Below are 15051 nucleotides of genomic sequence, written 5' to 3'. Positions count from 1 at the left end.
GCGCCGCCGGCCTCAGGGCTGCTGGCGTGGATCGCCGGGTCGACCGCCCGGCCGGCCACCCGGCTGTTGGCGGGCTGCGGCCGCAGCAGCTTGCTGCTGCGCCTGTTGTTGCTGTTGCTGCTGGCGCATCTGGGCTTGCTGCGCCTGGTGGGCTTGCTGCTGTTGCTGCATCTGCTGCTGGCGTTGCTGCTGCTGTTGTTGCATCGCCTGTTGCTGTTGCGCGCGGGCGGCCTGGGCCTGCTGCTGCATCTGCTGTTGTTGCTGGCGGCGCGCCTGCTCCTGCTGTTGCCGGGCCTCGTTCTGGGCCTGCTGCTGGCGTTGCTGCTGCTGCGCCTGCTGCCGCTGTATCTGCTGTTGCTGGGCCTGTTGCTGCTGGGCCGCGCGGGCTTGCTGCTGCGCCTGTTGTTGCTGTTGCTGCTGCATCTGCTGGCGCCGTGACTGGTCCTGCTGGGCTTGTTGAGCCTGTTGCGATTGCTGCTGCTGGCGCTGCCGGTCCTGCAGCGCGCGCTGCTGCTGTTGCTGGGCCTGCTGGCTCGCGGTGCGTGCCTGCTGTTGCTGTTCCATCTGCTGGCGCCGCAGCTGCTCCTGCTGTTGTTGCTGCTGGAGCCGGGCCTGCTGCTGCTGCTGCGGTTGCGGTTGCTGGTTGGCGGCGCGCGCCTGCTGCTGGGCCTGTTGCTGTGCCTGCTGTGCTTGCTGTGCCTGCTGTGCTTGCTGTGCTTGCTGTGCTTGCTGTGCTTGCTGGCGCCGGGCCTGGTCCTGCTGGCGCTGCTGCAACTGCTCCTGCCGTGCCTGTTGCTGCTGCTGGGCTTGCTGGGCCTGCAACTGCTGCGCTTGTTGTTGCTGTTGCTGCTGTTGAGCCTGCTGCTGCGCACGTTGCTGTTGCGCGAACTGCGCTTGCTGCTGCGCAAAGTTGGGCGGCGGCGCGCCGGGCGGCAAGCCACGCGGCCCGCCGTTGCGGTCGCCACGATCGTTGTTGTAGACGTTCCGCACGTTGTTGTTGACCACCGTGGTCGAGCGCGAGATGTACGTGCTGTTGTTGTAGATCACCGCGGGCCGCGCGAAGGCCGGCTGCGCGACGCGGTCGCGATCCCGATCGCGGGCATTCCTGCGGTCGCGCGGCGCGCCCCAGTTCATGTTCCACGAGTTCCAGCCCCAGCCGTGGCGCTCCAGCGCTGCACCGACGATCACGCCCGTGCCGAACGCCAGCGCGCCGGCTGCGGCGACCTGCCCGCGGCTGTAGCCGGGCGCGACTTCCACGGGTGGTGGCGCATAGGCATAGCCGGGATACACGGCCACGGGCTCGCCGTAGATCGCCTGCGGGTCGTAGCTGGGCACGTACACCACGTCGGGCTGCACGGGCTCGATGGTGATCAGCTGCTGCGGCGGCTCGATGATGGCGGGGCCGCCGTACACCGGCTGCATGTCCGGCGCGGGCACGTAGTCGCGCGGCGCGGCGGCGCTCGCGACCCGCAGCCGGTTGTTGTTCTTCAAGCGGCCCGCGGCCGATGCGCGCTGCCGCATGACCTGGATCGCGTTCATCACGTCGGCCGGGTCGTTGTAGTAGGCCTTGCCGAGCGATTCGGTCCACGCGATGTTGCGCGCGAGCTGGTCGAGCACGGGGCGGAATGCGGTGAGCGACTTCACGCTCGGGTCCCACGGCTGCTGGTTGGCTGCATCGGCGAGCGGGCCGGCCTTGAGCGACCTGTTCTGGCCGAGCCAGTCGTGCGCGGCGGTGATCTGCTCGGGGTAGGTCGCGCCCGCGAGGATCTGCGCGACCAGCTTGTCGGGGTAGAGCGCAATGGGAGCGACCAGCTGGTAGAGCTGCTCGGCCGAGGGCGGCGTGTACGCGACCGGCACCGGTGCTGCGGGCGCAGCCGCAGGTGCTTGCGGCACCGTGGGCGGCGGGATCGAGATGGCCGGGTCGGCGGCCGCAGCGGGGCTCGGCGGCGCGGCCTTGTCGCAACCGGCGAGCGCGAGGGCGCCGACGCACAGCGACACTGCGAGCAATCGGGGCAGGGTGCGGGGGGGACGTTGGGTATTCATCTGGGAGTTCCATCAAGGCGCCGACGTCACGCCCGACTCTCTCAACGGTCCCTGACGGTCTGCGATGACCTACCCTGCGCCGGTGATGCAACCGTCTGTGTCGTCCGCGCGCTGCTGCCCGTGTCGGGCATGGCCCACAACAGGCGAGGGAGCCCGGTCAGTTGAAGATGCGGATGTAGCTCTTGGCCAGGGTCGGCACGCGTTCTTTCACCCACACGCCATCGCCCGTCACGCTGTCGCGTTCGCCCTTGCCGTTGGTGTTGCCCTCGATGGTGGCGAGCTTGCGGCTTGCGAGCGGCTGGTCGTCGGTGACGATGCCGATGTGCGAGAAGTCGAACACCACGAAGTCGCCCGCGCGGGCCTTCTGTGTTTCGTCGAGCACCTGCAGGTTGCGCTGGCGCGCCCATTTCTCCCAGCCGAATGCGCTGGCATCGCGGCAGCGCCACTTGTCGGCGAGCGAGAACGAATCCAGGTGCAGCGCCTCGCGCACGGCCTCGTTCTCCAGCCACTCGCGCATGACCCATGCGGTGAAGGCCGCGCACCATGGCCACGCGCCGGGCGCGAGCCAGGTGGCGCCCTGGTATTCGACGATGCGCGCGCCCGTGTTGTTGACGGCCGCTTCGCGCGTGCCGATTTCGGTGCGCGCGATTTCCAGCATCTGGTCGATGAGTTCCTTCATGGCTGTTCCTCCGGCAGTGATTGCGGTGCCTGTGGAGGTGGCGGCGCCATCTCCATCCAGGACGACGCTTGCCAATCTAGGCGCGGAGGGCGCGCCGCGCATCCATCGAACGCGGGATGCGGCGCCGCCGTGCGTTGTAGGCACGGCCGGCGGCTAAGCCATCCGGCCTGTGCCGGTGGCGGGGGCGAGGTCTTGCGACCTGCAGAAAAGGGCTACTTGGCGCCGCCCGAGTACTTGGTGACGCTGCTGGCGCTCACGTGGTAGCCGCTCACGCCCATCATCGAATCGTTGCGCTGGGTCTGCAGCTTGCCGGTGACCCACACGGTGTCCATTGCGCGGAACTTGGCGCCCTTCTGCGGAATGACGTGAAGGATCTGGTTGGCCGGCGGCGGCGGCGTGTGGATGCAGGCGCCGAAGTAGGGCACGAGCAGGAACTCGGTGACCTCGCCCTTGGCCTCTTCGAGCGGCACGATGAAGCCGGGGATCTTGATCTCGGCGCCGTTCATCGCGGGGTTGGTGGGGGCGTTGTTGGACACCTCCTGCATCTTCATGAGCATCTCGTTGGCGCGCGGGTCGCCGTCGTCCAGCGCGCTCAGGTCCATGCCCTTGAAGTCCTTGGCCGGGTCCCAGTCCTTGGGCACCAGCTCTTCCCAGGTGATCTGGCGCGGCTGGCCCGGCGTGCCCTTGGCAACGGCGGGCGCAGCGGCCTTGCCGCCGAGCGGGTTCGATGCCGTGGTGTCCTTGGGCGCGGGCTCTGCAGCCCATGCCATGGCTGCGAGGCCGGCGCCGGCCAGCAGCAACGAAAGGCGGTGGAAAGCGTTGATCGTGAAAGTCTTCTTTGCGATGCGCATGGTTCAAATCCTCGGTGAGAGGCCGTCTGCGAGGGACAGTCTGTAGGCACGGATGCCCGGCAAGAGGCTTGCCAGCCAACCTGCCACCAGCAGGCTCGCCATCAGCAGCCATTCGTTGAGTGTAGGTTCCGAGAGGCTCAGTGTCAGCCCGAACTGCGACTGCAGCCACGGCGACAGGAGGGCGATGCCCAGCACCGCCATCACCACGCCGAAGGCCACGCCCAGCACGGTGACCATCGCGCCTTCGAGCGCGAGCAGCGCCAGCACGTGGCGCAGGCCCGCGCCCACGGCGCGCAGCACGGCCAGTTCGCGGCGCCGTTCGTTCAGGCCCGCCATCACCACCGAGACCAGGCCCGCGAGGCTCACCAGCGCAACCAGCGCCGACATCAGCAAGAGCGCGTTCTCGCCGATGCCGATCACGCTCCACAGTTCGTCGAGCGCCACGCCGGGGAGGATGGCCATCAGCGGCTCGCCGTTGTAGGTGGAAATCCAGCGCTGCACGCCGAACACTGCGGCGCGGTTCTTCAGGCCCACGAGCGCGGCCGTCACGTTCTTGGGCGTGAGGTCGAACTTGCGCACCTGCTCGGCGGGAATCTTCACACCCGGCATCGGCGCCCCGCCCACCCATTCGAGGTGGATGGCCTCCATTGCCGCAAGGCCGATGTGCACCGTGCGGTCCACCGGCGTGCCGGTGCGCGCGAGCACGCCGACCACGGTGAAGGGCTTGTCGGCATGCTCGGCCACGTTTAGCTCGCCGCTGCCGTGCGCGAGCGTGATCTTCTGGCCCACGTGGTAGCCGAGCTTGTCGGCCACCTCGGCGCCCACCACCGCATCGAAGAGTTCGCTGAAGGGCTTGCCCTCGCGCAGCTTCAGCGACTGGCGGTCGCCGTAGTGGAAGTGGGTGAAGTACTCGGGCGAGGTGGCCAGCACCGCGAAGCCGCGGTGCGAATCGCCCAGCGACAGCGGCACGACCCAGTCGACGCCCTGGTGCGCGGCCAGCGCCTGAACGCTCTTCCACGAGATGTTGTTGGTGGCCGCGCCGATGCGGAACACCGAGTACAGCAGGAGCTGCGTGGACCCGGTGCGCGCGCCGACGATGAGGTCGGTGCCCGAGACCGACGAAGCGAAGTTCTCGCGCAGTTCGGTGCGGATGCGTTCGACGCCGAGCAAAAGGAAGGTCGAGAGCGCGATCGAGAACACCGTGAGCGCGAGCGTGAAGCGGCGGTTCCACGCGCTGCGCCATGCGATCGAAAAGAGCGCCTTCATGCGTCCACCGCCATGGCCGTCAATGCGGCGCGGTTGATCTCGGGCAAGAGCACATGCCGCGCAAAGCGCTGCGCGATGCGTTGGTCGTGGCTCACGAACACGAGCGCGCTGCGGTTCACGGCGCAGGCCGTCAGCAGCACGTCGAGAAAGGCTTCGCGCCGGTCTTCGTCGAGCGCCGAGGTGGGCTCGTCGGCGATCACCACCTCCGGCTGGCCGATGAGCGCGCGCGCGGCGGCCACGCGCTGCTGCTGGCCCACCGAGAGCTGCAGCGCTTGGCGCTTCCAGAGGTTGCGGTCCAGGCCCATCTGGTCGAGCAGGTGCTCGGCTTCCTCACGCGAGCTGCCATTGCGCGCGGCCTGCGCCTCGCGCCGGGCCGAGAAGCGGCAGGGCAGCAGCACGTTGTCGAGCACGCTCAGGTAGGGCAGCAGGTTGAACTGCTGGAAGATGTAGCCCACGTGGGCCACGCGGCAGCGGTCGCGCGCCGCGGCCGAGAGCTGCGACCAGTCGTGCCCCAGCAGCATGACGCGGCCTTCGTCGGCCACCAGCACGCCGGCCAGCAGCGACAGCAGCGTGCTCTTGCCGCAGCCGCTCGGGCCGTGCAGGAACACCGATTCGCCGGCGGTGATGCGGAAGGCCTCGATGTCGATGCAGGGCGTCTTCACGCCGGGCCATGCGAAGCGGAGTGACTCGGCTGCGAGCACGACGCGCAGCGGCGTCGGGTCGGCCTGCGAAGCGGCGCTCACAGTGCTACTTGCCCCAGCCAAGGCGTGCGGGCTGGGCCGCCTGTGCGCCGGCGGGACGCTTGATCTGCCGCTTGAACTGGCCTTGCGCCGAGGCGATCTGCGAATCGATCTGCCGCAGGCCCTTGAACACACTGAAAAGGTTCAGGTCGATGAACTTCGCGGCCGCCGCGTTGGTGCAGTTGAAGGAGAAGGTGGCGTCCAGGTCCGCATGGCCCACGGGTTCGCTCGGGTCGGGGTTGCCCAGACCGAGGGCACCGGAGCGCAGGTCGACCGGGCCGAGCTTGCAGTTGGCCGCGGGGTCGATGGCGAAGAGCTTGTCGGCCGCGCGCAGCTGCGCGACGGCGGCTTCGACGGTGGCCTTCTCGGCATCGGTCTTCGGGGCGCGTTCGAAGCCGACGATGTTGTCGAGCGGCGATTCCATGTCGATCACCACGGTGGGGCCGTCGATGGCCACGTCCAGCTTCATCTGGCCGTGCACGTGGGCGTGCTGCTGCTGGGCTTGCGCGGAGAGGAAAGGGGCTGCAGCGAACAGCGCTGCAGCGATGGCGAGACCGGAGATGCGTCGGAGTCGGATGTGTTTCATGGTTCTGCGCCTTGCCGGGTCGGCAGCCCCGGCGTGTTGCTCCACTCGCTCCAGCTGCCGGCATAGAGCGCGGTCGTCCCGAGCCCGGCGATCTGCATCGCAAGCAGGTTGGGCACCGCGCTCACGCCGCTGCCGCATTGGTGGACGACCGTCGCCGCATCGCGGCCCCCGAGCAGCGCTTCGAACTCGGCACGCAATTGCGATGCCGGCTTGAACTTGCCGTCGGGGCCGAGGTTGTCGGCGAAGGGCCGGTTCAGGGCCCCGGGGATGTGACCGGCAATCGGGTCCAGAGGTTCCACCTCGCCGCGATATCGTGCACCGGCGCGTGCGTCGATCAGCTGCTGGTCAGGTTGGCCGAGCCGATGCAACACGGTGTCGGTAGTCACAAGCTTTGCAAGCGGCTCGCCCTGTACGAAATTCGACTGAAATCGCGCGGGCTCCTCGCGGTCGGTCACCTCGCCGCCAGCCGCTTGCCAGGCCTGCAGGCCGCCGTCGAGCACGGCGACCGCGTCGTGGCCCATCCACTTGAGCATCCACCAGAGGCGCCCGCAATAGTTGGCGCCGTTGCGGTCGTACACCACCGCCTGCATGTCGTTGGAGAAACCGATGCCCGAGAGCCACGCCGCGAACTTCTCGCGGCTGGGCAGCGGGTGGCGCCCACCGGAGGCGGGAACGCCGTCTTCCTGCGCGACCACCACGTCGCCATGGGCGCCGGGCACGCCATGCCTGGCGCTCAGGTCGGTGTCGAGGTTGGCATACAGCGCGCCTGGAATGTGCGCGGCGGCATAGAGCTGCGGGCCGGCCTCGGGTTTCATGAGGTCGAAGCTGCAGTCGAACACCATGTGGGGCGTCTCGCTGTTCTGCAGTTGCTGGAGTTGTTCGACGCTGATGAGGGTGGTGTACATGGCGTGTTCTCCTTCGGTGAGATGCTTGTTCAGTGTTCTTCGGCCGGCGCCTTGGGCACCGCCCGCTGGCGCAGCACGGTGGCCGCGATGCCGCTCACCACGATGAGCGCCATGCCGCCCCAGCCCGCGGCGTCGATGCGGTCGTCGAACAGCACCACGCTGTAGAACGCCGCAAAGATGATGCCCGAGTACTGCAGGTTGGCCACCACGAGCGTACCGGCCTCGGTCTTGGCGGTGGCGTAGGCGCGGGTCATGCAGAGCTGTCCGAGGGCGGCCAGGAGGCCGATGGGCAGCAGCCACAGCGCATGCTGCCAGGTCCACGCGCTGCCGCCGGAGAACCCCGTGGCGGCAGTCGCGAAGGCGCCGGCCACGGCCGAGCCGACCGCGAAATAGAACACCGTGCGCAGCTCGGGTTCGCCGATGCGCGAGAGCGCGACCACCTGCATGTAGGCGAAGGCGGCCGTCAGGCCCGACAACAGGCCCAGCATGCCCGCGAAACCTTCGTTGCCGCTGACCGTGGGCTTGAGCATCAGCACCACGCCGATGAACCCCGCGAGCACCGTCATCGCCAGTGCGCCCTGCAGCGGCGGGCGTGCCACGCGGCCGTCGCGCCCGGGCACCGGCACCCACGCGAGCAGCGCGCCGCCGATGAGGAAGGCCGCGACCCACACGCTGCTCATGTAGTTGAGCGTGACGGCGGTGGCCAGCGGCATGTGCGCGATGGCGTAGAACCATGCGCCCAGCGAGATCACGCCGATGGTGCTGCGCCAGGCGTGCATGCCGGGGTATTTGGTGGCGAGCGAGACGCCGCGGTTGCGTGCGAGCAGCCAGAGAAAAACGATGCCGATGAGGCCGCGGCCCAGCACCATCTCACCGCTGTTGAACCATTGCGAGGCCACCTTCACCACGACGCTCATCGTGGCGAACAAAAAGGCGCCGAGCACCATCCAGAGCGCTTGCACTATTGACTCTCCCCCATGCTTCGCGCACTTCGTGTCGCTACTCCAACCCCCTCACCGGGGGCAACACCAGCGCCCCGGCAAAGCCGGTTCCGCGGTGTTCCCAGAACACACGTCGATGCAGCAGTCATCGACTCAGGTGCTATGCATCGCGGCCTTGTACCACTCGTGGAACTGCTGCATGCCGTCTTCCATCGGGCTCTGGTACGGGCCGGTCTCGTTGTCGCCGCGCAGCATCAACGCGCGGCGGCCAGCGTCCATGCGCTCGGCGATCTCGTCGTCTTCCACGCATGTTTCCATGTAGGCGGCCTGCTGGGCCTCGACGAACTCGCGCTCGAAGGCGACGATTTCCTCGGGGTAGAAGAACTCGACCATGTTCAGCGTCTTGGTCGGGCTCACCGGGTGCAGCGTCGAGACGGTCAGCACGTGCGGATACCACTCGACCATCACGTGCGGGTAGTAGGTCAGCCAGATGGCGCCGTACTTGGGCGGCTTGCCGTCGCGGTACTTGAGCAACTGCTCCTGCCACTTCTGGTAGACCGGGCTGCCCGCGCGGCCGAGGCGGTTGGCCACGCCGACGGTCTGCACCGAATAGTTGGGGTTGAACTCCCAGCGCAGGTCGTCGCAGGTGACGAAGCTCCCGAGGCCCGGGTGGAACGGGCCGACGTGGTAGTCCTCCAGATAGACCTCGATGAAGGTCTTCCAGTTGTAGTTGCACTCGTGCAGCTCGACGCGGTCGAGCGCGTAGCCCGAGAAGTCGAGGTCGGCCTGCGGACCCAGGCCCCGCATGTCGGCGGCCACGTCGCGGCCCGTGCCGTCGGCGTTCTTTTCGAACAGGAGCCCGTTCCACTCGGTGAGCGGGTAGTTGTGCAGGTTCAGGCACGGGTCCTGGTCGAAATGCGGGGCGCCGATCAGCGTGCCGGTGGTGCGTGGGTCGCTCGCGGCGTAGGTCCAGCGGTGCAGCGGGCAGACGATGTTGCCGCCGGCCTGGTTGTCCAGCTGGCCGCGGCCCTGCAGGATCAGCGCCTGGCGGTGGCGGCACACGTTGGAGATCAGCTCCACGCCCTTGGGCGTGTGGACCAGCGCGCGGCCCTGGTGCTCCTGCGGCAGGGTGTGGAAGTTGCCCATTTCGGGCACGGCGAGGCGATGGCCGACATAGCGGGGCCCTCGCGAGAAAAGGTTCTGCATTTCGCGGGCGTACAGGGCCTCGTCGAAATACGCGGAAACTGGAAGTTGGCTCGCGGCCTGCTGCAGTTGAAGACTTAAATCAGACATGGAGGACCTGACCAAGCTCCCCACAGGGAGAAAAAAAGGAAATAACGGAAGGCGCCGTCTGGAAGGTTCGACGGCCCGAGAAGTGTGTTGGTTTGCCAACAAGAAGAGTTCGCATTGTACCCATGGGGCCCCGTTTCGCCCCCCGTCCTAAAATGCCCTGTTTCACCCACGTTCCGTTGCATGCCCAAGGTGCCTTCCCCTTCTTCTCCCAGCCCGGCGGCCGCGCCCGATACGGGGCCGTTGCCCGTCAGTTACGAAGCCGGGCTCCAGGAGCTGGAGCAACTGGTTGCAGAACTCGAATCGGGCCAGTTGCCGCTCGACCAGCTGCTCGGCAGCTACCAGCGCGGCGCCGCATTGCTCGCCTTTTGCCGCGACAAGCTGCAGGCGGTCGAAGACCAGATCAAGGTGCTCGACGCGGGCAGCCTCAAGGTCTGGACGGCCGAATGAGCGCGGCCACGATGACCGATTGGACGATGGCCCGGCTCGCCGATTGGAGCGGGCCTCACCTGGCGAATGTCGAAGCGGCGCTGTCGCGCTGGGTCGGCGTCGATGCGCCGGTGCTGCTGGGCGATGCGATGCGCTATGCGGTGCTCGACGGCGGCAAGCGGCTGCGGCCGCTCCTGGTGCTCGCGGCCAGCGAGGCGGTCGGCGGCAATGAAGCCGCTGCGCTGCGCGCGGCCTGCGCCACCGAACTGATCCACGCCTATTCCCTAGTGCACGATGACCTGCCCTGCATGGACAACGACGTGCTGCGCCGCGGCAAGCCCACGGTGCATGTGAAGTTCGGCGAGGCCGATGCGCTGCTCGCGGGCGATGCGCTCCAGGCGCTGGCCTTCGAGCTGCTGACGCCCGAGGGCGACGAGATTCCCGCGGCCACGCAGGCCACGCTGTGCCGCCTGCTCGCGCGCGCCGCCGGCAGCCAGGGCATGGCGGGCGGCCAGGCGATCGATCTCGCCAGCGTCGGCATCGCATTGAACGAAACCCAGCTGCGCGAAATGCATCGCCTGAAGACGGGCGCGCTGCTGCAGGGCAGCGTCGAGATGGGTGCCGCCTGCGGCAACGTGTCCGCCGCCGCGCTGAAGGCGCTGTGCGACTACGGCGCGGCCATCGGCCTCGCATTCCAGGTGGTGGACGACATCCTCGACGTCACCGCCGATTCGCAAACCCTGGGCAAGACCGCCGGCAAGGATGCTGCGGCCGACAAGCCCACCTACGTGTCGCTGCTCGGCCTGGATGGCGCGCGTGCGCAGGCCCGGCAACTGCTGGCCGATGCACTCGCCGCCCTGGCGCGCAGTGGCCTGGCCGACACCGCCGCTTTGCGCGCTCTCGCCCACATGGTGGTCGACCGCGACCGCTAGGATGACTTACCCCCAGTCTTCGCGCACTTCGTGTCGCTTCGCCAACCCCCTTTCAGGGGGCGACACCGGCGGCCCGGCAAAGCCGGTTCCGCGGTGTCTCCCGACTGAATCGCGGCAGTTTCATGCGTCGCGCGTCACGCGAAACGTGATGGAAAACTGAGAAAAGAAAATACCTCCCCATGGCTCCGCTGCTTCCTACTCTCCACGACCCCTCGCCGATCCGCCAGTACGACCGCGCACAGCTGCGGCAGCTGTCCGACGAGGTGCGCGCCTGCGTGCTCGACAACGTCTCGCGCACTGGCGGCCACCTGAGCTCCAACCTCGGCACGGTCGAGTTGACGGTCGCGCTGCACCACGTGTTCAACACGCCGCACGACCGGCTGGTGTGGGACGTGGGCCACCAGACCTATCCGCACAAGATCCTCACCGGCCGGCGCGAGCGCATGCCCACGCTCAGGCAGATCGGCGGCATCTCGGGCTTTCCGCAGCGCAGCGAGAGCGAGTACGACACCTTCGGCACCGCGCACTCGTCCACCAGCATCTCGGCCGCACTCGGCATGGCGATGGCTGCAAAGCAGAAAGGCGAAGACCGCTACACCGTGGCCATCATCGGCGACGGCGCATTGACGGCGGGCATGGCCTTCGAGGCGCTCAACAACGCGGGCGTGTGCGACTGCAAGCTGCTGGTGATCCTGAACGACAACGACATGTCGATCAGCCCGCCTGTGGGCGCACTCAACCGCTACCTCGCGCAGCTGATGAGCGGCAATTTCTACGCCGCCGCCAAGAACGTGGGCAAGAGCGTGCTGCGCGCCGCACCGCCCCTGTTCGAGCTGGCCAAGCGTTTCGAGCAGCACGCCAAGGGCATGGTGGTGCCTGCCACGCTTTTCGAGCAGTTCGGCTTCAACTACGTCGGCCCGATCGACGGCCACGACCTCGATTCGCTGGTGCCCACGCTGGAGAACCTCAAGCACCTCGACGGTCCGCAGTTCCTGCATGTGGTCACGAAAAAAGGACAGGGCTACAAGCTGGCCGAAGCGGACCCCGTGGCCTATCACGGTCCCGGCAAGTTCGACCCGCAAGTGGGGCTCGTCAAATCGACCGCGGTGGCCAAGCAGACCTTTACGCAGGTCTTCGGCCAGTGGCTGTGCGACACGGCGGCGCACGACGGCCGGCTCGTGGGCATCACGCCCGCGATGCGCGAAGGCTCGGGGCTCGTCGAATTCGAGCAGCGCTTTCCCGATCGCTACTACGACGTCGGCATCGCCGAGCAGCACGCCGTGACCTTCGCGGCAGGCCTCGCATGCGAAGGCCTCAAGCCGGTGGTCGCGATCTACTCGACCTTCCTGCAGCGCGCGTACGACCAGCTGATCCACGACGTGGCGATCCAGAACCTGCCGGTGGTGTTCGCGCTCGATCGCGCGGGCCTCGTGGGTGCCGATGGCGCCACGCACGCGGGCGCCTACGACATCCCGTTCCTGCGCTGCATTCCCAACATGAGCATCGCCTGCCCGGCCGACGAGCGCGAGCTGCGCCAGCTGCTCACGAGCGCCTACGAGCAGAACCATCCGGTGGCTGTGCGCTATCCGCGCGGTGCAGGTGCAGGCGTTGCGCCGCACCTCACGCTCGACGCGCTGCCGTTCGGCAAGGGTGAAGTGCGCCGCGAAGGCAAGCGCATCGCGATCCTCGCGTTCGGCTCGCTGCTGTATCCCGCGCTCACCGCGGCCGAGTCGCTCGATGCGACGGTGGTCAACATGCGCTGGGCCAAGCCGCTGGACGTCGAACTGCTGCTGAAGGTGGCGGGCACGCACGATGCCATCGTCACGCTCGAAGAGGGCGCCACCATGGGCGGCGCAGGCAGTGCGGTGCTCGAGGCATTGCAGGCGGGCGGCGTGCAGAAGCCGGTGCTGCAACTGGGCCTGCCCGATCGCTTCATCGAGCACGGCGATCCGGTCAAGCTGCTTGCATCGATCGGACTCGATGCCGCAGGCATTACTGCGTCGATCACGCAACGCTTCGGCGCTGTCGCAGGGTAAACCCCCGCCGGACGCCTGTAAGCCGGTTTTTACAATCAAGAAGACTTATACAAAAGTCCCCAACGCGGTCACAAGCCGCGTTTCGTTTTTTTCAAAGAACCCGGAGTGAATCAATGGATCGTCGTTCCCTCATCAAAAACGCTGGCATCGCCGGCGTTCTGGCCGCCGGCATTGCGCCCGCGGTCCACGCGCAGGCCACCGTTCGCTGGCGCCTGGCGTCGAGCTTCCCCAAGTCGCTGGACACCATCTTCGGCACCGCCGAGGTGTTCGCCAAGAGCGTCAGTGACATGACCGGCGGCAAGTTCCAGATTTCCGTGCATGCAGGCGGCGAGCTGATGCCCGCCTTCGGCGTGGTCGACGGCGTGCAGAACGCGTCGGTCGAAATGGCCCACACGGCCCCCTACTATTTCTACGGCAAGGACCCCACCTTCTGCCTGGGTTGCGCAGTGCCCTTCGGCATGAACACCCGCCAGCAGAACGCATGGATGTACGAAGGCAACGGCCTGAAGCTGATGCGCGCGTTCTACGCCAAGTACAACATCATCAACCTGCCGGGCGGCAACACGGGCGCGCAGATGGGCGGCTGGTTCCGCAAGGAAATCAAGTCGGTCGCCGACCTGAAGGGCCTGAAGTTCCGCACCAACCCGTTCGCGGGCAAGGTGCTCGAACCCTTCGGCGTGATCCCGCAATCGATCCCCGGTGCCGACCTGTACCCGGCGCTCGAAAAGGGCACGCTGGACGGCCTGGAGTGGGTCGGCCCGTACGACGACCAGAAGCTGGGCTTCAACAAGATCGCCCCGTTCTACTACTACCCCGGCTGGTGGGAAGGTGGCCCCGAGCTGGACTTCTACATCAACACCAAGGCGTGGGAAGGCCTGTCGGCCGACTACAAGGCCATCGTCGAAGCGGCTGCCGCGCACGCCAACATCACGATGACCGCCAAGTACGACGCCAAGAACCCGATCGCGCTCAAGCAACTCGTGGGCTCGGGCACCAAGCTGCGCCCGTTCTCGCAGGACGTGATGAACGCGGCCTTCAAGTCGGCCCAGCAGATCTACTCGGACCTGAACAACAGCAACCCCGAGTGGAAGAAGATCTACGGCGACTGGTCCAAGTTCCTGGCCGACCAGAACGCCTGGTTCCGCTACACCGAAGGCACGTTCGACCGCTTCATGCAACAGCAGAAGCTGTAAGCGCTGCGGCGACGAACGCTTCGCCACAGACAAGAAGCCCCGCCCGAAACGGCGGGGCTTTTTTCATTTGCGTGGCGCGCCCAGCAACGCGGCGCGCGCGGCCTCGGAAGGAAACACGCAGGCAACGTCGTGCGCGCAGCCGGGGACCACGGTGACTTCGCGGCGCTTGTCCGGCGCGAGCATCGTGCGGTCGTACTGCGCGTAGGCCAGGCCGCGCTGCAGCCGGTAGGGGCCTTGCGCGGCGGCTGCGCACGACTTGTCGAGCACCTTGTAGGCGGTGCCTTTTCCCTCGCCGGTATCGAGCTCGCCCTGGAGGTAGTGGATGTCGGCGGCGGCATAGCGCTGGCGGGCCTCGCCGGCGCTGCGGCCAAGGTGTGCGGGCAAGCCCTCGGTGCCGTACTTCCAACGATTCACCGTGGGGCAGGTGCCGCCATCGGAGCCGATGGCTTGCTGCGGCCGAAACGCATCGAAGTAGAGCCAGGTGCCCGGGTCCGAGACCACGTAGCGCAGCGAGACCGATGCGGCAGGTGCATCGGCCGCGAAGCCGATGTAGTGCTGCACCATCTGCGCGCCGGCCGAGAAGCCCGCGACGGTGACCGTGCGCAGGCTCGGCCAGCGCCGCACCAGCTCCGCGACAACCGAATCCATGGCGGCGAACGACGACATGCCGCTGCCGTTGGAAGCGCGGCCGCCTTCGAGCCAGGAGCCGCAGGTCCACAGCAGGTCGCCGTCTTGCGGCGCCGGCACGCCGCTGGTGCTGCATTTGCCGGCCTTGTCGGCCGCGACCTGGAAGAGGGGCGCGACGACCAGGGTGCGGTCGAGCGCGCCGGCCTTGCGCACGGCCAGCAGCGCCGCATCGAAGGTCTTGTTCGCGTCGCGCGGATGGCCGTGCATGGCGATGAGCGCCTGCGTGGGGCCGGTGGCCGATGGCGCTGCGTCAGGAGCGAGCGATGCGTAGTAGTGCAGGGCGCCGCCGGCTTGCGGCGGCTCGAAGGTGCGGTAGCACTCGGGGGCGGCCGACGTCGTGCAGTCGGCAGGCGCGGCAATGGCGCATGTGGCCATCGCTGCCAGGCACAGCGCGGCCGCGATGGCGTGCGCGCGTTGGAAGGAGGAAAGGGACGTGCGGCTCATGCGGCATATCTTCGCCGCCTCGAACACCG

The 15051-nt window shown here is 67.7% G+C and carries 14 protein-coding genes; 4 read left to right on the top strand and 10 right to left on the bottom strand.

Annotation, left to right across the window (positions count from 1 at the left end; genetic code table 11):
- Positions 1 to 12 precede the first annotated feature (12 nt).
- The 9 genes from RT97_RS29645 to RT97_RS29605 all read right to left on the bottom strand — a co-directional run bounded on the left by RT97_RS29645 (position 13) and on the right by RT97_RS29605 (position 9304).
- Positions 13 to 2043 carry a DUF3300 domain-containing protein gene (locus RT97_RS29645; protein WP_042582445.1) on the bottom strand — a complete coding sequence of 677 codons (2031 nt, stop codon included), beginning with the start codon at positions 2041 to 2043 and terminating at the stop codon, positions 13 to 15.
- 157 nt (positions 2044 to 2200) lie between these two features.
- A complete protein-coding gene (locus RT97_RS29640; RefSeq protein WP_042582444.1) occupies positions 2201 to 2722 on the bottom strand; it encodes a CHAP domain-containing protein in 522 nt (173 codons plus the stop codon).
- Positions 2723 to 2934: 212 nt separating this feature from the next.
- Positions 2935 to 3573 carry a DUF3299 domain-containing protein gene (locus RT97_RS29635; protein ID WP_042582443.1) on the bottom strand — a complete coding sequence of 213 codons (639 nt, stop codon included), beginning with the start codon at positions 3571 to 3573 and terminating at the stop codon, positions 2935 to 2937.
- A gap of 3 nt (positions 3574 to 3576) precedes the next feature.
- A complete protein-coding gene (locus tag RT97_RS29630) occupies positions 3577 to 4839 on the bottom strand; it encodes an ABC transporter permease (protein WP_042582442.1) in 1263 nt (420 codons plus the stop codon).
- A complete protein-coding gene (locus tag RT97_RS29625) occupies positions 4836 to 5582 on the bottom strand; it encodes an ABC transporter ATP-binding protein (RefSeq protein WP_042582441.1) in 747 nt (248 codons plus the stop codon). Before RT97_RS29625 ends, RT97_RS29630 begins: the two co-directional genes overlap by 4 nt.
- 4 nt (positions 5583 to 5586) lie before the next feature.
- On the bottom strand, positions 5587 to 6165 hold the full coding sequence (locus RT97_RS29620) for a DUF2796 domain-containing protein (protein WP_042582440.1): 579 nt from the start codon (positions 6163 to 6165) through the stop codon (positions 5587 to 5589).
- Positions 6162 to 7070 (bottom strand): sulfurtransferase, encoded by a 909-nt coding sequence (locus RT97_RS29615; RefSeq protein WP_042582439.1) that lies wholly within the window; start codon positions 7068 to 7070, stop codon positions 6162 to 6164. Before RT97_RS29615 ends, RT97_RS29620 begins: the two co-directional genes overlap by 4 nt.
- Positions 7071 to 7099: 29 nt before the next feature.
- Positions 7100 to 8017 (bottom strand): DMT family transporter, encoded by a 918-nt coding sequence (locus tag RT97_RS29610; protein ID WP_042582567.1) that lies wholly within the window; start codon positions 8015 to 8017, stop codon positions 7100 to 7102.
- Between the two features lie 147 nt (positions 8018 to 8164).
- A complete protein-coding gene (locus RT97_RS29605; RefSeq protein ID WP_042582438.1) occupies positions 8165 to 9304 on the bottom strand; it encodes an aromatic ring-hydroxylating oxygenase subunit alpha in 1140 nt (379 codons plus the stop codon).
- A gap of 180 nt (positions 9305 to 9484) precedes the next feature.
- Here RT97_RS29605 and xseB point away from each other — a divergent pair, with 180 nt between their 5' ends.
- The 4 genes from xseB to RT97_RS29585 all read left to right on the top strand — a co-directional run bounded on the left by xseB (position 9485) and on the right by RT97_RS29585 (position 13891).
- Positions 9485 to 9751 (top strand): exodeoxyribonuclease VII small subunit, encoded by a 267-nt coding sequence (gene xseB / locus RT97_RS29600; protein ID WP_042582437.1) that lies wholly within the window; start codon positions 9485 to 9487, stop codon positions 9749 to 9751.
- Positions 9748 to 10662: a polyprenyl synthetase family protein gene (locus tag RT97_RS29595; protein WP_042582436.1), complete on the top strand. Its 915-nt coding sequence runs from the start codon at positions 9748 to 9750 to the stop codon at positions 10660 to 10662. The genes xseB and RT97_RS29595 overlap by 4 nt, the downstream gene beginning before the upstream one ends.
- Before the next feature lie 179 nt (positions 10663 to 10841).
- Positions 10842 to 12698, top strand: coding sequence for a 1-deoxy-D-xylulose-5-phosphate synthase (dxs, locus tag RT97_RS29590; protein WP_042582435.1), 1857 nt, complete (start codon positions 10842 to 10844; stop codon positions 12696 to 12698).
- Positions 12699 to 12811: 113 nt separating this feature from the next.
- On the top strand, positions 12812 to 13891 hold the full coding sequence (locus RT97_RS29585; RefSeq protein WP_042582434.1) for a TRAP transporter substrate-binding protein: 1080 nt from the start codon (positions 12812 to 12814) through the stop codon (positions 13889 to 13891).
- 63 nt (positions 13892 to 13954) lie between these two features.
- On the opposite strand, the gene RT97_RS29580 is transcribed toward RT97_RS29585, so the two are convergent.
- Positions 13955 to 15022, bottom strand: coding sequence for a hypothetical protein (locus RT97_RS29580; RefSeq protein WP_042582566.1), 1068 nt, complete (start codon positions 15020 to 15022; stop codon positions 13955 to 13957).
- Positions 15023 to 15051 lie beyond the last annotated feature (29 nt).

This window comes from Variovorax paradoxus, assembly GCF_000834655.1.
Lineage (GTDB): Bacteria > Pseudomonadota > Gammaproteobacteria > Burkholderiales > Burkholderiaceae_C > Variovorax > Variovorax paradoxus_F.
Note: the sequence above shows the minus strand (reverse complement) of the source record. Positions and strands in the feature narration are given on the sequence as shown.